The organism is Enterobacter sp. RHBSTW-00175, assembly GCF_013927005.1.
Classification (GTDB): domain Bacteria; phylum Pseudomonadota; class Gammaproteobacteria; order Enterobacterales; family Enterobacteriaceae; genus Enterobacter.
Genome location: NZ_CP055930.1, coordinates 3,234,025 through 3,252,887, shown reverse-complemented (window position 1 = coordinate 3,252,887; position 18,863 = coordinate 3,234,025). Strand labels below are relative to the sequence as shown.

Sequence of the window (18,863 nt, the reverse complement as noted above, 5' to 3'; positions counted from 1 at the left end):
CGGCTACGCCTTACCCGGCCTACACGTGCTCATCTTTTCTCCCTCTCCCTGTGGGAGAGGGCCGGGGTGAGGCATCAGGCCGCACTCCCCGACAAAATGCTACGGACGATACACCTTCACATTAGCAAAGCCCTGCTCGCGCAGATACAGCGCCTGCAAGCGGCTCATCACGCCACGCTCGCACCACAGCAGGTACGTTTTGCCCTTGTCGAGGTCGCCAAATTTCGTGCTCAGCTTGTAGAACGGCAGCGGCATCACCTCAACGCCTTCGACGTTCAACGGTTTGGCATCCTGTTCGTCGATGGAACGGATATCCAGGATCACATCGTTAGCGCCAAAACCGCTGACGGTTTCAACTTCAACCACGTCCTGTTCGGTCTGCTGTGCAATCTCGCGGATATCGATGTTGGACGCTTCCGCCACCACCTTCTCCAGAATAGCGAAATCGAAGTTCTCTTCTTCCGCTTCAATCTTCGCTTTCACCGCCTTAACGGTTGGGCTTTTTGAGATAACGCCACAATATTCCGGCATGGTGCGGGCAAAATCTTCGGTGCCGATTTCGCGCGCCAGGTCGATGATGTGTTCTTTATCATGAGAGATAAGCGGGCGCAGGATCAGGGTATCAGACACATTATCGATAAGACGCAGGTTGGTCAGCGTCTGGCTGGACACCTGGCCCAGCGCTTCACCGGTTACCAGCGCCTGCACACCGTAACGCTCCGCCACTTTTGACGCTGCACGCACCATCATACGTTTCAGCACCACGCCCATCTGGCCGTCGTCCACTTTTTCGAGGATTTCGCCAACCACTGGCTCAAAGTTGATCGCCACAAAACGCACGCGGTGCGAGCTGCCGAAGCGGTTCCACAGGTAATGCGCCACCTGACGGACACCGATCTCATGCGCCGCGCCGCCCAGGTTAAAGAAGCAGTAGTGAACGCGACAGCCACGACGCATCAGCATGTAGCTGGAAACACCGGAGTCAAAACCGCCGGAAATCAGGGACAACACATCTTCCTGCGTCCCGATCGGGAAACCACCGATACCTTCATAACGACCTTTCACCAACAACAGGCGATCGTTTTCGATCTCCAGGTTAACGGTCACGTCCGGGTTAGTCAGGCGTACGCGCGCAGTCTCAACGTGCTGGTTCAGACCGCCGCCCACGTAACGTTCCACTTCAATGGAGCTAAATTCGTGTTTGCCACGGCGCTTCACGCGGACACAGAAGGTTTTACCTTCGATCTGGTCGCGATACTGCACCAGCGCTTTTTCGAAGATGTCGTGCATGTCGGTAAACGGGACATCTTCCACTTCAAGAATATGGTGGATCCCCGGAATACGGGTCAGCGCGTCGCGGATATCAAGACGCTTGTTTTCGTCTTTGGCGCGAACTTCAACGTGATCCCAGTGACGAACAACGGCCAGCGTTTCGTCATAATGCTTCAGAACGTTACGGATGTTCCCGGTCAAAATTTTAATAAAGCGCAAACGCACAGATTGGCTTTTGATAGTGATTTCAGGGAACAATTTAATGATAAACTTCATGGCGGCAATGTTTCTTAGGCAAGCTTATTAAGGCTTGTAATGGAAAAGTACAACAGCCCCTATACCGAAGGCTGTATCCAGGCGCGCAAGTATACCACTATCGCGCGGCTCCTGTGCACATTGCGCGTTATTTGCTTATCCGCCCGAGTCCGTTACCATGACAGGGCAGAAAATATGAGAGTCAGACATTCACTATGCCGAAGAAAAATGACGCACCGGCCAGTTTCGAAACTGCGCTGAGTGAACTGGAGCAAATTGTAACCCGTCTTGAGAGTGGCGATCTGCCGCTGGAAGACGCACTCAACGAATTTGAACGTGGGGTGCAGCTTGCACGCCAGGGGCAGATTAAATTACAGCAGGCTGAACAACGCGTGCAGATCCTGCTCTCCGAAGCCGAAGACGCCGCGACGACACCTTTCACACCGGACGCCGAGTAAATGGATTTTTCCACACAGCTTCAGGCGTGCGTTGTGCGTGCCAACGATGCGTTGCGCCGTTTTATTGAGCCGCAGCCTTTTCAGAACACTCCACTGGTTGAGGCCATGCACTATGGCGCACTCTTGGGTGGAAAGCGCCTGCGCCCGTTCCTGGTCTACGCCACCGGAAAGATGTTTGGCATCAGTGAAAACACCCTGGATGCACCGGCTGCTGCCGTTGAATGCATCCATGCTTACTCGCTGATCCATGACGATTTGCCGGCCATGGACGACGACGATTTGCGTCGTGGTCAACCAACCTGCCACATCAAGTTTGGCGAAGCGAATGCCATTCTGGCGGGTGATGCCCTGCAAACGCTGGCGTTTTCGATTTTAAGCGATGCACCAATGGCCGAAGTGGCCGACCGCGATCGCCTGGCAATGGTTTCCGAGCTGGCAATGGCCAGTGGCGTTGCAGGGATGTGCGGCGGGCAAGCGCTGGATCTTGAGGCCGAAGGACGTCAGGTTAATCTGGAACAGCTTGAGCGTATTCACCGTCACAAAACGGGTGCCTTAATTCGCGCAGCCGTTCGTCTGGGTGCGCTGAGTGCGGGTGAACAGGGACGCAAAGCCCTGCCGATTCTGGACAGATACGCAGAAAGTATCGGTCTGGCGTTCCAGGTTCAGGATGACATTCTGGATGTGGTGGGCGATACTGCAACATTGGGTAAACGTCAGGGTGCCGATCAGCAGCTTGGCAAAAGCACCTATCCCGCCCTTCTGGGCCTTGAGCAAGCCCAACGTAAAGCCCGGGACCTGATTGATGATGCCCGCCAGTCACTGAATCAACTGGCCGCGCAATCACTGGATACCTCGGCACTGGAAGCGCTAGCGGACTATATAATCCAGCGTGATAAATAAACTGTATATCTCGATGAGCCTTTGATGAGTTTTGATATTGCCAAATACCCGACACTGGCGTTAGTTGACTCCACCCAGGAGTTGCGCCTGTTGCCGAAAGAGAGCCTGCCGAAATTGTGTGACGAACTGCGTCGCTACCTGCTCGACAGCGTTAGCCGCTCCAGCGGCCATTTCGCCTCCGGGCTTGGCACGGTTGAACTGACCGTGGCGCTGCATTACGTCTATAACACGCCGTTTGATCAGTTAATCTGGGACGTGGGTCACCAGGCATATCCGCACAAAATTCTGACTGGCCGTCGCGATAAGATTGGCACTATTCGCCAGAAAGGCGGCTTGCATCCGTTCCCGTGGCGCGGTGAGAGTGAATTCGACGTATTAAGCGTCGGCCACTCTTCTACCTCCATTTCTGCGGGTATCGGTATCGCTGTCGCTGCCGAAAAAGAGAACAAGCAGCGCCGCACTGTCTGCGTGATTGGTGACGGGGCGATCACCGCCGGTATGGCGTTTGAAGCCATGAACCATGCGGGTGATATCAAGCCGGACATGCTGGTTATTCTCAACGACAACGAGATGTCTATCTCTGAGAACGTTGGCGCGCTGAATAACCACCTGGCACAATTGCTCTCTGGCAAGCTCTACTCCACGCTTCGCGAAGGCGGTAAAAAAGTCTTCTCTGGCGTTCCGCCAATCAAAGAGCTGCTCAAGCGTACCGAAGAACATATCAAAGGCATGGTTGTGCCTGGCACGCTGTTTGAAGAACTGGGCTTTAACTATATCGGCCCGGTCGACGGCCACGACGTTCTGGGGCTGGTGTCCACGCTCAAGAACATGCGCGACCTGAAAGGCCCGCAGTTCCTGCACATCATGACCAAAAAAGGGCGTGGTTACGAACCTGCGGAAAAAGACCCGATTACCTTCCACGCGGTACCGAAATTTGACCCAACCAGCGGCTGCCTGCCAAAAAGCAGCGGCGGGATGCCGAGCTATTCAAAAATCTTCGGTGACTGGCTGTGCGAAACGGCGGCCAAAGATAACAAGCTAATGGCCATCACCCCGGCCATGCGCGAAGGCTCTGGCATGGTGGAATTTTCGAAAAAATACCCTGACCAGTATTTCGACGTCGCTATTGCAGAACAACACGCGGTGACGTTCGCGGCGGGGCTGGCGATCGGCGGCTACAAACCGGTTGTCGCGATTTACTCCACCTTCCTGCAACGCGCCTATGACCAGGTGATCCATGACGTCGCCATCCAGAAACTGCCGGTGCTGTTCGCTATCGACCGGGCAGGGATCGTAGGTGCCGACGGTCAAACGCACCAGGGGGCATTTGACCTCTCCTTCCTACGCTGCATCCCGGACATGGTCATCATGACCCCAAGCGACGAAAACGAATGTCGCCAGATGTTGTTTACCGGCTACCACTATCAGGATGGCCCAAGTGCCGTTCGCTACCCGCGCGGTAACGCAGTGGGCGTGGAACTGCAACCGCTGGAAAAACTGACGATTGGCAAAGGTCTGGTGAAACGTCGCGGCGAAAAAGTGGCGATTCTGAACTTCGGTACACTGATGCCAGAAGCCGCTAAGGTTGCCGAAACGCTGAATGCCACCCTGGTAGATATGCGTTTTGTGAAGCCGCTTGATGAATCCCTGATCCTGAGCATGGCTGAAGCCCATGACGTGCTGGTGACGCTCGAAGAGAACGCCATTATGGGCGGTGCAGGTAGCGGCGTGAACGAGGTGCTGATGGCACACCGTAAAGCCGTGCCGGTTCTGAACCTCGGTTTGCCAGACCACTTTATCCCGCAAGGGACGCAAGACGAAGCCCGTGCAACCATCGGCCTTGATGCCGAAGGTATTGAAGCTAAAATCCGCACCTGGCTGGCCTAAGCCCTCCCCTTTCCGCTCCTGCTATGCTTAAAGGTAACGCTTTACGCAATCAGCAGGAGTGGAACCATGCGATACAATACATTAGGAAAAACAGACCTTAAGGTTTCCCGACTTTGTCTCGGCTGCATGACATTTGGCGAGCCTGACCGGGGAAATCACGCCTGGACACTGCCGGAAGAGAGCAGTCGTCTTATCATCAAACACGCCATCGACGGCGGCATTAACTTCTTTGACACCGCCAACAGTTACTCAGACGGCAGCAGCGAAGAGATAGTCGGGCGCGCCCTGCGTGACTTTGCCCGCCGCGATGACGTGGTGGTGGCGACCAAGGTCTTCCATAAGACCGGCGATTTACCAGAAGGGCTTTCACGCGGGCAGATCCTGCGTTCCATTGACGACAGCCTCAGACGCCTGAATATGGATTATGTCGATCTGCTGCAAATCCACCGCTGGGATTACAACACGCCTGTCGAAGAGACGCTGGAAGCGCTTAATGATGTGGTCAAAGCCGGTAAAGCACGTTACATCGGCGCCTCTTCCATGCACGCAGCCCAGTTTGCAACCGCGTTAAACCTTCAGGCACAGCACGGCTGGGCGCGCTTTGTCACCATGCAGGATCACTACAATCTGATTTATCGCGAAGAAGAGCGCGAAATGCTGCCGCTCTGTTATCAGGAGGGGGTGGCAGTTATTCCGTGGAGCCCGCTGGCTCGCGGACGTTTAACCCGCCCGTGGGGCGAAACCACAGCCCGTTCGGTGTCGGATGCATTTGGTAAAACCTTGTATGACGCCACTGAGGCCAGTGATGCCCTGATTGCCGAACGCCTGGCGGGAATAGCCGACGATACCGGAGCGACGCGAGCGCAGGTCGCGCTGGCGTGGTTACTGAGCAAACGTGGAGTTGCAGCACCGATCATTGGCACATCGCGTGAAGAGCAACTGGACGAGTTGCTCAATGCCGTAGATATAACCCTGACGCCGGAGCAGATTGCCGAGCTGGAAACGCCGTATGAACCGCATCCTGTGGTGGGATTTAAATAAATAAACGCCGGGTGGCGGCTTCGCCTTACCCGGCAAAAAAACTTACGCGAAGTGATCGTATCCTTTCCAGTCGAGCGCGACCGGTGCACCTTCGCGGACAAACTGCATCCCTTCACTTTCAGGAAGGATCTGCCCGATACAGGTATACGGCACACCCAGGTGACCCAGCACCACATCCAGCGTACCGCGATTCAGTTCCGGGACGGTAAAGCACAGCTCATAATCTTCACCACCGGACAGCGCCCAGCGCAGGGCCTGCTCGGGTTCAACATGGCGACGGATTTGCGCGGAAAGCGGGAACAGATCCAGATCAACACGCGCCCCTGTACCGCTGGCCTTCAGGATATGACCCAGATCGGAGATCAGCCCGTCAGAGAGATCGATAGCCGAGCTGGCGCGCTCGCGCAGGGCCTGGCCGTGAAGAATTCGCGGCGTTGGCCGCAGATGGCGTTTCATCAGATAGGCAGCGTCATCGGCATCGTCAACCGTTAAACGTTCCTGAAGAATAGCCAGCCCTGCGGCGCTATCGCCCGGCGTACCGGTTACGTAGATCCAGTCACCCGGTTTTGCTCCCGAGCGCTTAAGTGCGCGCCCAACAGGCACATAGCCGTGGATAGCCAGCGTCATCGACAGCGGTCCGCCGGTGGTATCACCGCCAATCAGCTGCATATCGTAGTAATTGAGTTGTTCAAACAGCGCATCGCTGAACGTTTCGAGCCAGGCTTCATCAACATTCGGCAGGGTTAATGCCAGCGTTAGCCACGCAGGATCGGCGCCCATTGCCGCCAGATCGCTCACGTTCACCGCCAGCGCTTTATACGCCAGGTCAGCAGGATCGATATCAGGTAAGAAATGACGTCCGCACACTAAGGTGTCGGTGCTGATCGCCAGCGTCTGTTTTTCGGGAATATTGAGAAGTGCGCAGTCGTCGCCGATTCCAGTTTCAACATCAAGACGAGAGGTTCTGACTCGGTCGAAATAACGGGCAATAAGGGAAAATTCGCCACATGCCATGCGTTATGCCTCAGCAGATAAAAGAAAAAAACCGGAGCCGCACTGCCGGCAAGGCAATGCGAAACTCCGGTTTGCGGATCACTTTTTGTGGGGACGGATCGCAGGTGCGGCTTTATCCAGCACGCCGTTTACAAATTTGTGGCTGTCTTCAGCACCGAAGGTTTTCGCCAGTTCGATAGCTTCGTTGATGGCCACTTTGTACGGCACATCATCACGTTTTGACAGCTCAAACAGCGCAATACGCAACACTGCTTTTTCAACCTGACCCAGCTCGTCGAGCAGACGAGACAGGTATGGCTTCATCAGACCATCGAGATACGCGCTATTAGTCGCCACTCCCGACAGCAGTTCACGGAAGTACAGAACATCAACGTCTTTCACGTCTTGCTCTGACAGGAACTGGTATTCAACATCAGCGATGTCGTTCTGGGACAACTGCCAGGAGTAAAGTGCCTGGACGGCACATTCACGGGCGCGGCGACGAGCAGCAGGTTTCACGGAATTCCCCTTACAAAAAAATCAGGCCTTGATGGCTTTCAATACATTGATCATCTCAAGCGCGGTCAGTGCAGCTTCTGCACCTTTATTACCGGCTTTGGTGCCAGCGCGTTCGATAGCTTGTTCAATACTTTCAGTGGTCAGCACGCCGAACGCGACAGGAATTTCAGCATCCTGCGCAACGTGTGCCAGACCATTGCTTGCACCACCCGCAACGTATTCGAAGTGCGCAGTGCCGCCACGAATAACAGTACCCAGTGCAATCACCGCGTCGTATTTACCGGTTTTTGCCAGCGCGCCTGCTGCCAGTGGCAGTTCGTAAGCACCTGGAACCCAAACAACGGTAATGTTGTCATCTTTAACCTGGCCGATACGTTTCAGGGCGTCAATCGCACCTTCCAGCAGGCTGTCGTTGATGAAGTTGTTGAAACGCGCAATGGTGATGGCGACGCGAGCGTCCGGGGTAGCTACAGCAGCTTCAATAATGTTCATACTCTTCCTTTACGGGTTCATTTGGCCCCGCAGGGGGGCGGATTTTATCATAATACTTTGCGCACTGCTTCCCTATTTCAGGAGCAATTACGCTGTCGTTAAATGGAGGCAGACATCCGGGCCAACCGGACGAATCTCGCTGAATTTGAGTTGTGGGGCATCGGCCAGTTTTTCAAGGCCTGGCAACACAAACAACCCGCGTGCAGCGTTTCCTAGCAGTTTAGGGGCAACGTAGACTATCAGTTCATCCACAAGCCCTGCCTGGAACAGCGCACCGGCAAGCGTTGGCCCCGCTTCCACCCAGATGCTGTTCACCTGTTGTTTGCCAAGCAGCATCATCAGCACCACTAAATCGAGATGCCCGTTGTGCTCCGGCACCATAATGCTACGAACACCTTCCGGCCAGCTGCGATCGTCTGCTTTGGTCCGGGCAAACCAGGTTTCGCCTGGCTGCTGGACGATGCGGTGCTCCGGCGTCACGCGATTCTGGCTATCAATCACAATACGCAGCGGCTGACGCAAATTTTCCTGCGGATAAAGCGCCTGAGTATCGGCATTCAGTTCATCCCAGCGAACAGTCATCGCCGGGTTGTCAGCCAAAACGGTTTCACTGCTGGTGAGGATAGCATGGCTTTGCGCACGCAGACGTTGCACATCGCGCCTTGCTTGCGGTGACGTTATCCACTGGCTTTCACCGTTAGCCATCGCCGTACGACCATCAAGCGAAGCGCCCAGCTTCAGCTGAATATATGGGAACCCCGTGCGCATACGCTTAAGGAAACCCTTATTAATGGCCTCGGCATCGTTCATCATCAGACCATGGCTGACGTCGATACCTTCTTGTTGGAGCCGGTAAAGGCCGCGCCCGGCAACCTGCGGATTGGGATCCTGCATCGCTGCGACCACCCGCGAAACGCCTGCTGCAATCAGGGCTTCGCAGCACGGTGGGGTACGCCCGTGGTGGCTGCAAGGCTCAAGGGTCACGTACGCTGTCGCGCCACGTGCCTTTTCACCCGCCATACGCAGGGCATGAACTTCAGCATGAGGCTCACCGGCGCGAAAATGGAAACCCTCACCGACAATCTCGCCATCTTTCACAATGACACAGCCGACATTCGGGTTGGGATGGGTGGTAAAACGCCCGCGCTGCGCCAGTTTCAGCGCTCGCGCCATGTAAATCTCATCCTGCATGAGCTTAATCCTGTAGGCGGGCGATCTCTTCGCCGAACTCTTTGATATCTTCGAAACTGCGGTACACAGAGGCGAAGCGGATGTACGCGACTTTATCGAGCTTTTTAAGCTGCTCCATCACCAGGTTGCCGATCATTTTACTCGGCACCTCGCGCTCCCCTAAACCACGAAGATAGGATTTAATATGATTTAACGCTGTTTCAACGTCATCTGCGCTGACTGGCCGTTTTTCCAGTGCTTTTAGCATCCCGCTGCGCAGTTTTTCTTCGTTGAATGGCTCACGCACGTCGTTGCTTTTCACCACGCGCGGCATCACAAGTTCAGCCACTTCGAAAGTGGTGAAACGTTCATTACACACCAGACATTGCCGACGACGGCGTACAGACGAGCCTTCGCCCACAAGACGAGAGTCGATTACTTTGGTATCCACAGCGGAGCAGAATGGGCAATGCATACGGTGTCCTGACTATCCGGTTAACTTTCCTCTATTTTACCCTGATCTGGGCTGACAACAAAGGAAGAGCTTTTTGAGACAAAGGATCTATACCTGGCGGTAAGATGCTGGCTACCATTACGGTAATCCGTTACTTCAAGGAAATTAACGCAATGACAAGACGTTACATAAGAATTTTCCTGGTGGGAAGCCTCTTCACACTGAGCGCCTGTGCACAGCAAACTGAAGTTCACGAAATGAAACAAAGCGTGAGCACGCTCAATTCAGCCATGGATAAGCTGAATAAGGAGACGGTGAAGATCACTCAGCAAAACGCGCTGAATGTGAAATCCACCAGCGGCGTTTATCTGCTGCCAGGGGCAAATACCCCTGCCCGGCTCAATAGTCAGATTGGCACGCTGAAAATGTCGATGGTCAATGTGGCGGCCAATGCAGATGGTACTCGAGTAACATTGCGCATTCACGGTGAGTCCAACGATCCGCTGCCTGCATTTAGCGGCACCGTTGAGTGGGGTCAGATTCAGGGCACCACCGAGAGCTACCAGGAAGTGAACGTGAAGAACCAACTCTTCACAGCTCCCGCCAGTACACTGGCTCCGAGCGATGTTGATATTCCGCTCCAGCTGAGTGGTCTTACCCCGGATCAGCTAGGTTTTATCCGCATTCACGATATCCAGCCCGCCGCGCAATAACCCCCCTTTTCAGCGGAGTGCAATGTCACTCCGCTAACATTTACATTTCGTATAGATTGGCAACATAAATGTTTGCCGTTACAATCCCCGCCGTTTAAAGTACGCAAACGTGAACGCAATCGATTACGCACGTGAGAGATATGTGAAACAACACATATTTTTGTGAGCAAGGATTCCTATAATAGGCTCCGCAGAAACACGAAATATTTTGAAACGCAAATCGCGCATTTTTCACTCCCGGAAGGGAATTTCAATCAGTGGCATGATTATGAAAAAAACATTACTTGCAGCCGGCGCAGTGCTGGCACTTTCCTCTTCTTTCACTGCTAACGCAGCAGAAAACGATAAACCAGAATACGTTTCCGACTGGTGGCATCAGAGCGTAAACGTGGTAGGCAGCTACCACACCCGTTTCGGACCACAGCTCCGTAACGATACCTACCTGGAGTACGAAGCATTTGCCAAGAAAGACTGGTTTGATTTCTACGGCTATATGGATGCGCCGGTCTTCTTTGGTGGTAATACCGATGCAAAAGGTATCTGGAACCACGGCTCGCCGCTGTTCATGGAAATTGAACCACGCTTCTCCATCGATAAGCTGACCGGCACCAGCCTGGCGTTCGGTCCATTCAAAGAGTGGTACTTCGCAAACAACTACATCTACGACATGGGCCGCAACAAGTCCGGTCGTCAGAGCACCTGGTACATGGGTCTGGGTACGGACATCGACACTGGCCTGCCGATGAGCCTGTCCATGAACGTCTACGCGAAATACCAGTGGCAGAACTACGGTGCAGCGAACGAGAACGAGTGGGATGGCTACCGTTTCAAAGTGAAATACTTTGTGCCAATTACCCAGCTGTGGGGCGGCAACCTGAGCTACATCGGCTTCACCAACTTTGACTGGGGTTCAGACCTGGGCGACAACGACTTCCGTGATCTGAACGGTAAGAAAGCGCGTACCAACAACTCCATCGCTTCCAGCCACATCCTGGCGCTGAACTACGATCACTGGCACTACTCTGTTGTTGCGCGTTACTGGCACAACGGTGGTCAGTGGAACGACGACGCCAGCCTGAACTTCGGCGACGGCGACTTCAGCGTTCGTTCTACCGGTTGGGGTGGTTACCTGGTAGTAGGTTACAACTTCTAATCACTGCGGGATTGTACGGGCTGATGCCCTCACCCCTTCCCTCTCACACGGGAGAGGGTGCAAACGCAAAAAACGGCAACGTATGTTGCCGTTTTGCTTTAACCTCGCCACCCGGCTTTTTACTGCTTCACCTTCCTGAGAAAATCCGCCAGAGACCTGTCTGCACTCTCGCTAAAGCGTCTCTCCGTCGATGCAATATTCAAACACCTGTCGAGTCGGAAGCAGCGGTAGTCATCGCGCCTTTCACACCAGGCTGCCAGCAGCCAGCGTTCTCCCCAGAAGAACAGCCCCAGCGGCTGAACCTCTCGCTTTGAGAGCTGCCCGGCTTCATCCCGATAATGCAGTGCCAGAACCCGCTGGGCAGATATCGCCTGATGAATCACATCGAAGTGATTGCGGGAGTGGTTTTGCAGGGCAATATCCGGCGCATAAATGCGTGTCTGCTCTGCCTTGCGACGACTCTCTTCCGGCAGGATCGCCAGCACCTTTTCCTGGGCCGATTCCAGCTCACGCGACAGTGATTCCCCGCCCCAGGTTTTCAGCAGACGGATCGCCACCATCAATGCTTCAGACTCTTTGTTTGTCAGCATCAGCGGGGGTAAGTCGAAACCGGACATCAGACGATAACCACTCCCCGCCTCACCTTCCACCGGCACTCCAGAAAGGGAAAGGTCGCGGATATCGCGATAAACGGTTCTCTCAGAAACCCCGAGTCGCTCTGCCAGATGCGCTGCCGTCGTCAGACGCCTGCCCCGCAGGATCTGCACAATCTGAAATAAACGGTCAGCGCGTCGGGTCATAGTCTCTTTAGCTCTCAGGCGGGTTGATGAAGGCCAACCCGGTTACCTTCGCTGTCGGTAAACAGGGCAATGGTGCCGATACCACGTGGCAGCTCCAGCGGGCCAAACACACATTCTCCGCCCGCAGACGCGATTCTGTCGAGCGTGGCGGCCAGATTGTCAGTATGCAGATAAATAATAGCGCCCTGCTGTGAGGGTGTAATGCCATCAAATTTAGCCAGCGCGCCACCGGTCGCCGGATCGTCATGCGGGAACACCGCCAGCTCTGCACAATCCATTTTTTCGCGACGCAGCGCGACCTGCATTACCGGCTCGTAGAATTTGATGGCGCGATCCATATCCGCGACGGGAATTTCAAACCAGTTAATGACACTTTTCATACTTCCTCCTGCCTGTTGTTTGGGTTCAGAAGGAGTGTATGACAGCCCTCCTGACAGCATACTGTCAGGAGTGTTTGTCAGCAGCAGATAAAAAAAAATCCCGGCCAACAGACCGGGATTTTTTTATGCATAAGACAATGTCTTACGGCAGAATTGACGGTTGGTCCGCCCCTTCTTTTTCGACTTTCTGCTGGAGCAGGTGCTCACGTCTCATGCCAAGTTTCAGTGCCAGAGCGGATGCAACGTAAATAGACGAAGCAGTACCGATAGTCACACCAATCAGCATGGTCAATGAGAAGCCTTCCAGCACCGGGCCACCGAAGAGATACAGCATCAGGATAACCATCAAGGTTGTACCGGATGTGATCAACGTACGGTGCAGCGTCTGGGTCAACGACACGTTAAAGATTTCGTACGGCGTACCGCGACGGATCTTACGGAAGTTTTCACGAATACGGTCAGATACCACGATACTGTCGTTCAGTGAGTAACCGATAACGGACATCAGGGATGCCACGATAGTCAGGTCAATCTCAATGTGGAACAGCGACAGTACGCCCATGGTGATCACCACGTCGTGCGCCAGCGCGATAACCACGCCTGCCGCCAGGCGCCACTCGAAGCGGAAGCCAACGTAGATCAGGATGGAGATCAGCGCCACCATCAGCGCCATCGCACCGGTCTGCGCCAGGTCTGCACCTACGCTCGGGCCAACGAACTCAATACGCTTCACCGCCGCATTCTGGCTGGTCGATTCGTTAATTACATTAACGACCTTGCTACCCAGCTCCTGGCTGCCGTTGGCGTCGTGTACCGGAGGCATACGTACCATGATGTCGCGGCTGCTACCGAAATTCTGCAGCAACGGCTCTTCAAAGCCCGCCTTCTGCAGTGACAGGCGCATCTGGTCCATATCGACCGGTTTTTCCAGAGAGATTTCAATTACCGTACCGCCGGTAAAATCGAGCCCCCAGTTGAAGCCTTTCACGCCCATAATGGCGATGGAGACAATCAGCAAAAAACCTGAAATGCCGAAGGCCCAGTAGTCCCAGCGCATAAAGTCCCAGACTTTACGGCCGTGGTTCAATTGTTCAACAGTATATTCCTGTGCCACAACGCACTCCTCAGATAGACAGCTTTTTGACGCGCTTGCCGCCGTACAGCAGGTTCACGATGGCACGGGTGCCGACAATAGCGGTAAACATCGACGTTGCAACACCGATACCGGTTGTAATTGCAAAGCCTTTGATTGCGCCAGTACCCACTGCGTACAGGATAAGAACCTTAATCAGTGTTGTTACGTTCGCATCGAAGATGGAGCTGAAAGCACCTTTATAGCCTTCTTCAATCGCCTGCTGCACAGAGCGACCATTGCTCAACTCTTCTTTGATACGTTCGTTGATCAGTACGTTGGCGTCGACCGCCACCGCAAGGGTCAGAACGATACCCGCAATCCCCGGCATGGTCAGCGTCGCCCCCGGCAGCAGGGACATAATGCCGATGATCATCACCAGGTTCGCCAGCAGCGCGCTTGTCGCAATCAGACCAAACTTCTTATAGAAGAAGATCATGAACAGGATTGAAACAACAAGACCCGCCAGACACGCTTCCAGACCCTGTTTGATGTTCTGCATACCCAGGGTTGGACCAATCGTACGTTCTTCAACAATCTGAATTGGCGCAATCAGCGCACCGGCACGCAGCAGCAGTGACAGCTGGCGGGCTTCATTCGGGTTGTTAATACCGGTGATACGGAAGCTGTTACCCAGACGAGACTGGATATTGGCGATGTTAATCACCTCTTCCTCTTTCACCAGCACTGCACGGCCATTCGCATCTTTCTTACCGCTGTCTTTGTACTCCACGAACAAGGTCGCCATCGGTTTACCGATATTGTCCTTGGTGAAGTTAGACATGATGTTACCACCTGCGCTATCCAGCGAGATGTTAACCTGCGGCTGGTTGTATTCATCCTGGCTTGAAGTGGAGTCGGTGATATGGTCACCGGTCAGGATCACGCGTTTGTACAGCACAACTGGCTGGCCTTCACGTGTCTGTTTCACTTCAGAGTCGCCCGGAATACGGCCCGCAGTAGCAGCGGACTGATCGACGTTAGAGTTAACCAGACGGAACTCAAGCGTTGCAGTCGCACCCAGAATCTCTTTCGCTCGCGCAGTATCCTGGATACCCGGCAGTTCAACCACAATACGGTCAGCACCCTGACGCTGTACCAGTGGTTCAGCCACACCCAGTTGGTTTACACGGTTACGCAGAATGTTGATGTTCTGCTGAACCGCGTATTCACGCGCTTCGCTCAGACGCGCATCCGTCATCACGGCACGCAGCTGGTTGCTGCCCTGAGAGGTAATAACCAGGTCACGGTGACGTTGAGACAGGTAAGTTACAGCCTGGTCGCGTGCCGCGCTGTCGCGGAACGTGATGCTCATGCCGTAGTTATCTTCTTTACGCACGGTGGTGTACGCGATGCCTTTATCACGCAGATCGCTGCGCAGGCTATCGATATTCTGTTCCTGCAATTTGCCCAGTGCGGTGTCCATATCCACTTCCATCAGGAAGTGAACACCACCACGCAGGTCAAGACCGAGCTTCATTGGCTCTGCATTAAGTGCAGCCAGCCAACGCGGGGTTGCAGGAGCAAGGTTAAGCGCCACGACATATTTATCACCCAGCACGCCCATCAGCGCTTCACGAGCGCGGAGCTGCGTGTCGGTGGTGTCGAAGCGAGCAAGAATAGCGCCCTCTTCCAGTGCCACAGACTTAGCGGTAATTTTTTCTTCTTGTAACGTTTTCTGGACCTGGATCAGCGTTTGCTCACTGGCGGCGACACCGCGCGCGCCAGTGATTTGAACGGCCGGATCCTCACCATACAGGTTGGGAAGCGCGTACAGCAGGCCGACGAGAATCACGACGACCAGCATGATGTACTTCCACAAAGGATAACGGTTTAACACGGCAGTTCCCTTTGGGAAAAGTTGGGATTACAGCGCCTTCATGGTGCCTTTCGGCAGAACGGCAGCTACGAAGTCACGTTTGATAACCACTTCAGTGGTGTCGTTCAGGGCGATAGCAATGTAGCCGCTTTCAGCTACTTTGGTCACGCGACCCACCAGGCCACCGTTGGTCAGCACTTCATCGCCTTTCGCGATAGAGTTCATCAGGTTTTTGTGCTCTTTGGTGCGCTTCTGCTGTGGACGCAGGATCATGAAATAGAAGATCAGACCGAACACAACCAGCATCAGAATCAGAGACATTGGGCTGCCCTGAGAAGGCGCGCCAGTTGCTGCTACCGCATCAGAAATAAAAAAGCTCATTCAAATTCCCTCATTATTAAAATTAATCAACGTTCAAAGGTGGAACATCCCGACCCTGACGTTGGTAGAAATCGGTCACGAAGCTCTCTAATTTACCCTCTTCAATAGCCTTACGTAAACCAGCCATTAAGCGCTGATAATAACGAAGATTATGAATGGTATTGAGACGCGCGCCCAAAATCTCGTTGCAACGATCGAGATGATGCAAATACGCGCGGGAATAATTGCGACAGGTATAGCAATCACACTCAGAATCGAGCGGGCTGGTGTCACTCTTATGCTTCGCGTTACGGATTTTCACCACGCCATCGGTAACAAACAGATGACCGTTACGCGCGTTACGGGTTGGCATTACGCAGTCGAACATATCAATGCCGCGGCGCACACCTTCAACCAGATCTTCTGGTTTACCCACACCCATCAGGTAACGTGGTTTATCTGCTGGTATTTGCGGGCAGACATGTTCAAGAATGCGATGCATGTCTTCCTTCGGCTCACCTACAGCCAAACCGCCGACAGCGTAGCCATCAAAACCTATCTCTACCAGACCTTTAACAGAGATATCGCGTAAATCTTCGTAAACACTGCCCTGGATAATGCCGAACAGCGCGTTTTTGTTCTCGAGAGAGTCAAAACGGTCGCGGCTACGCTGCGCCCAACGCAGAGACATCTCCATGGAACGTTTCGCGTAATCCCAGTCCGCCGGGTATGGCGTACATTCGTCGAAGATCATCACGATGTCGGAACCGAGATCGTACTGAATCTCCATCGATTTTTCAGGATCGAGGAAAATCGGATCGCCGTTGATCGGGTTACGGAAGTGAACGCCCTGCTCAGTTATTTTGCGGATATCACCCAGGCTGAAGACCTGGAAACCGCCGGAATCGGTGAGGATTGGTCCTTTCCACTGCATGAAGTCATGCAGGTCGCCGTGCAGCTTCATGATCTCCTGACCAGGACGCAGCCACAGGTGGAAGGTATTGCCGAGAATAATCTGTGCGCCAGTGGCTTCAACTTCTTCCGGCGTCATCCCTTTTACGGTGCCGTAGGTGCCCACAGGCATAAATGCGGGGGTTTCCACCACGCCGCGATCAAACACCAGGCGACCGCGACGCGCGCGGCCATCGGTGGTATCGAGTTCAAATTTCATTTTTATTCCTCTGTGCCAGAAAAACAGTCCGACACATTATTCTGGTGCCGCGGACTTATTCCCCGACACGCTCATTCAAAGCCTGCGGATTGTACGTGATAAACATCGCGTCCCCGTAGCTAAAAAAGCGATATTTTTGTTCTACCGCAGACTTGTATGCGTTCATCGTATTCTGATACCCCGCAAAGGCGGAAACCAGCATAATCAACGTTGATTCAGGGAGATGGAAGTTGGTCACCAGAGCATCAATTACGTTGTACTGGTAGCCCGGGTAAATAAAGATTTGCGTATCGCCAAAGAACGGCTCAATCAGGTCATTTTTGGCAGCCTGCGCGGCGCTCTCCAGCGAGCGTACGGAGGTTGTACCGACAGCAATCACGCGGCTGCCGCGGGCTTTCGCCGCCAGCACTGCCTCAACAACATCCTGCGGCACTTCAGCATATTCGGAGTGCATGATGTGGTCTTCGATACTGTCGACACGTACCGGCTGGAAAGTCCCCGCGCCCACGTGCAGCGTCACGAACGCCATCTCAACGCCTTTTGCGCGCAGTTTTTCAAGCAATGGGTCGTCAAAGTGCAGGCCCGCCGTCGGTGCGGCTACCGCGCCAGGTTTCTGGCTGTAGACGGTCTGGTAAAGCTCGCGGTCTGCCTCTTCGTCCGGGCGCTCAATATACGGCGGCAGCGGCATGTGGCCGATGGTGTTCAGGATGTCGAGCACCGTGCGTTCGTCATTAAACTCCACTTCAAACAGCGCATCGTGACGCGCGGTCATGGTCGCTTTAATGCTCTCATCGTCACCCAGCAGCAGTTCCGCACCCGGCTTCGGCGCTTTAGAGGCGCGAATATGTGCCAGAATACGTTTATCATCGAGCATACGTTCGACCAGCACTTCAATCTTGCCGCCACTGGCTTTACGGCCAAACAGACGCGCTGGGATCACGCGGGTATTGTTAAAGACCAGCAGGTCGCCAGGGTTGAGCTTGTCGAGCAAATCGGTGAAAGTACCGTGCGTCAGCGCGCCCGTTGGCCCGTCCAGTGACAGCAAGCGACAGCTGCTGCGCTCAGGCATTGGATAGTGAGCAATCAGGGATTCAGGTAGTTCAAAGGAAAAATCGGCGACGCGCATGACGTATACTCGTGACTTAAAAACAGGCGGCATAGTCTAGTGCTCACACTCTTTTGCTGCAACAACTAGCCGCTACCGGACAAATAAAACGCATGAATTTTCTTGCTCACCTGCATCTCGCTCATCTCGCTGACAGCTCTCTTTCCGGCAATTTGCTGGCCGATTTTGTCCGCGGTAACCCTGCCGAGAACTATTCCCCTGAGATAGTCGACGGGATTTTTATGCACCGCCGTATCGACGTGCTGACGGATAATCTGCCCGAAGTGACGGAAGCCAAAGCGTGGTTCCGCCCCGAAACGCGCCGCGTTGCGCCAATTACGCTGGATGTGATGTGGGACCATTTTCTGTCGCGCCACTGGGCGCAACTCTCGCCAGAGATGCCATTACCGGAGTTTGTGCGCTATGCCCATCAGCAGGTGTCGATCATTTTGCCCGACTCACCGCCGCGCTTTGTGAACCTGAATAACTACCTGTGGTCTGAACGCTGGCTTGAGCGCTATCGCGAGATGGACTTTATCCAGAATGTATTGAACGGTATGGCGAGCCGTCGCCCGCGCCTGGATGCGCTGCGTGATTCCTGGCATGACCTGGACGAGCATTACGATGCGCTGGAAACGCGTTTCTGGCAGTTTTACCCGCGCATGATGGCTCAAGCCAAAAGTAAGCAACTTTAATTAAAGAATGATTGATAGGCGAAAGCTTGTGGAACGATTGTCACCACCTCTTTGTCTTATTAGCGGACACTCTCTATACTGGCCCGCGTTGCGT

Annotated in this window: 20 protein-coding genes; 7 read left to right on the top strand and 13 right to left on the bottom strand. The window is 54.0% G+C overall.

All coding sequences use genetic code 11. The annotated features are described in order from the left end of the window. Window positions 1-99: 99 nt before the first annotated feature. Window positions 100-1,548, bottom strand: a complete 1,449-nt coding sequence (thiI, locus tag HV107_RS15400) for a tRNA uracil 4-sulfurtransferase ThiI (protein WP_182059820.1) — start codon at window positions 1,546-1,548, stop codon at window positions 100-102. A 194-nt stretch (window positions 1,549-1,742) separates the two neighbouring features. Here thiI and xseB point away from each other — a divergent pair, with 194 nt between their 5' ends. The 4 genes from xseB to HV107_RS15380 all read left to right on the top strand — a co-directional run bounded on the left by xseB (window position 1,743) and on the right by HV107_RS15380 (window position 5,813). Further along, window positions 1,743-1,985: an exodeoxyribonuclease VII small subunit gene (gene xseB / locus HV107_RS15395; RefSeq protein WP_014069112.1), complete on the top strand. Its 243-nt coding sequence runs from the start codon at window positions 1,743-1,745 to the stop codon at window positions 1,983-1,985. Next, entirely contained in the window at window positions 1,986-2,885 is a 900-nt protein-coding gene (gene ispA, locus HV107_RS15390; RefSeq protein ID WP_182059819.1) for a (2E,6E)-farnesyl diphosphate synthase, read from the top strand. It abuts the gene before it with no gap. A gap of 24 nt (window positions 2,886-2,909) precedes the next feature. Beyond that, window positions 2,910-4,772, top strand: coding sequence for a 1-deoxy-D-xylulose-5-phosphate synthase (dxs, locus tag HV107_RS15385; protein ID WP_182059818.1), 1,863 nt, complete (start codon window positions 2,910-2,912; stop codon window positions 4,770-4,772). Window positions 4,773-4,838: 66 nt separating this feature from the next. Beyond that, window positions 4,839-5,813: an aldo/keto reductase gene (locus tag HV107_RS15380; RefSeq protein WP_182059817.1), complete on the top strand. Its 975-nt coding sequence runs from the start codon at window positions 4,839-4,841 to the stop codon at window positions 5,811-5,813. A 42-nt stretch (window positions 5,814-5,855) separates the two neighbouring features. Here the strand turns inward: HV107_RS15380 and thiL are convergent, their stop codons facing one another. The 5 genes from thiL to nrdR all read right to left on the bottom strand — a co-directional run bounded on the left by thiL (window position 5,856) and on the right by nrdR (window position 9,462). Beyond that, window positions 5,856-6,827, bottom strand: coding sequence for a thiamine-phosphate kinase (gene thiL, locus HV107_RS15375; protein ID WP_182059816.1), 972 nt, complete (start codon window positions 6,825-6,827; stop codon window positions 5,856-5,858). Window positions 6,828-6,905: 78 nt separating this feature from the next. Continuing rightward, window positions 6,906-7,325: a transcription antitermination factor NusB gene (gene nusB / locus HV107_RS15370; RefSeq protein WP_014069107.1), complete on the bottom strand. Its 420-nt coding sequence runs from the start codon at window positions 7,323-7,325 to the stop codon at window positions 6,906-6,908. A gap of 21 nt (window positions 7,326-7,346) precedes the next feature. Next, window positions 7,347-7,817, bottom strand: coding sequence for a 6,7-dimethyl-8-ribityllumazine synthase (gene ribE / locus HV107_RS15365; RefSeq protein WP_006176874.1), 471 nt, complete (start codon window positions 7,815-7,817; stop codon window positions 7,347-7,349). 87 nt (window positions 7,818-7,904) lie between these two features. Then, entirely contained in the window at window positions 7,905-9,008 is a 1,104-nt protein-coding gene (gene ribD, locus HV107_RS15360) for a bifunctional diaminohydroxyphosphoribosylaminopyrimidine deaminase/5-amino-6-(5-phosphoribosylamino)uracil reductase RibD (protein ID WP_182059815.1), read from the bottom strand. A 4-nt stretch (window positions 9,009-9,012) separates the two neighbouring features. Further along, on the bottom strand, window positions 9,013-9,462 hold the full coding sequence (gene nrdR / locus HV107_RS15355; RefSeq protein WP_014069105.1) for a transcriptional regulator NrdR: 450 nt from the start codon (window positions 9,460-9,462) through the stop codon (window positions 9,013-9,015). Between the two features lie 152 nt (window positions 9,463-9,614). On the opposite strand from nrdR, the gene HV107_RS15350 reads away from it, so the two are divergent. Together HV107_RS15350 and HV107_RS15345 are read left to right on the top strand one after the other, a co-directional pair. After that, the gene (locus HV107_RS15350; RefSeq protein ID WP_014069104.1) at window positions 9,615-10,154 is read left to right on the top strand and encodes a DUF3251 domain-containing protein; all 540 of its coding nucleotides are present in this window, start codon (window positions 9,615-9,617) and stop codon (window positions 10,152-10,154) included. Window positions 10,155-10,422: 268 nt separating this feature from the next. After that, window positions 10,423-11,307, top strand: a complete 885-nt coding sequence (locus HV107_RS15345) for a nucleoside-specific channel-forming protein Tsx (RefSeq protein WP_182059814.1) — start codon at window positions 10,423-10,425, stop codon at window positions 11,305-11,307. Between the two features lie 119 nt (window positions 11,308-11,426). Here the strand turns inward: HV107_RS15345 and HV107_RS15340 are convergent, their stop codons facing one another. From HV107_RS15340 to queA, 7 genes are all read right to left on the bottom strand, one after another. Further along, window positions 11,427-12,107: a YafY family protein gene (locus tag HV107_RS15340; protein WP_182059813.1), complete on the bottom strand. Its 681-nt coding sequence runs from the start codon at window positions 12,105-12,107 to the stop codon at window positions 11,427-11,429. A gap of 14 nt (window positions 12,108-12,121) precedes the next feature. Continuing rightward, window positions 12,122-12,487, bottom strand: coding sequence for a VOC family protein (locus tag HV107_RS15335; RefSeq protein WP_182059812.1), 366 nt, complete (start codon window positions 12,485-12,487; stop codon window positions 12,122-12,124). Window positions 12,488-12,629: 142 nt separating this feature from the next. Then, complete coding sequence (gene secF / locus HV107_RS15330; RefSeq protein WP_182059811.1) at window positions 12,630-13,601, bottom strand: protein translocase subunit SecF; 972 nt, start codon at window positions 13,599-13,601, stop codon at window positions 12,630-12,632. A 10-nt stretch (window positions 13,602-13,611) separates the two neighbouring features. Next, entirely contained in the window at window positions 13,612-15,459 is a 1,848-nt protein-coding gene (gene secD / locus HV107_RS15325) for a protein translocase subunit SecD (RefSeq protein WP_182059810.1), read from the bottom strand. Between the two features lie 27 nt (window positions 15,460-15,486). Beyond that, the gene (gene yajC / locus HV107_RS15320) at window positions 15,487-15,819 is read right to left on the bottom strand and encodes a preprotein translocase subunit YajC (RefSeq protein WP_042320789.1); all 333 of its coding nucleotides are present in this window, start codon (window positions 15,817-15,819) and stop codon (window positions 15,487-15,489) included. A 22-nt stretch (window positions 15,820-15,841) separates the two neighbouring features. Then, window positions 15,842-16,969, bottom strand: a complete 1,128-nt coding sequence (gene tgt / locus HV107_RS15315) for a tRNA guanosine(34) transglycosylase Tgt (protein WP_182059809.1) — start codon at window positions 16,967-16,969, stop codon at window positions 15,842-15,844. A 55-nt stretch (window positions 16,970-17,024) separates the two neighbouring features. After that, window positions 17,025-18,095 carry a tRNA preQ1(34) S-adenosylmethionine ribosyltransferase-isomerase QueA gene (queA, locus tag HV107_RS15310; RefSeq protein WP_182059808.1) on the bottom strand — a complete coding sequence of 357 codons (1,071 nt, stop codon included), beginning with the start codon at window positions 18,093-18,095 and terminating at the stop codon, window positions 17,025-17,027. A gap of 92 nt (window positions 18,096-18,187) precedes the next feature. Between queA and acpH the strand changes: the two genes are divergently transcribed. Further along, window positions 18,188-18,769 (top strand): ACP phosphodiesterase, encoded by a 582-nt coding sequence (gene acpH, locus HV107_RS15305; RefSeq protein ID WP_182059807.1) that lies wholly within the window; start codon window positions 18,188-18,190, stop codon window positions 18,767-18,769. Window positions 18,770-18,863 lie beyond the last annotated feature (94 nt).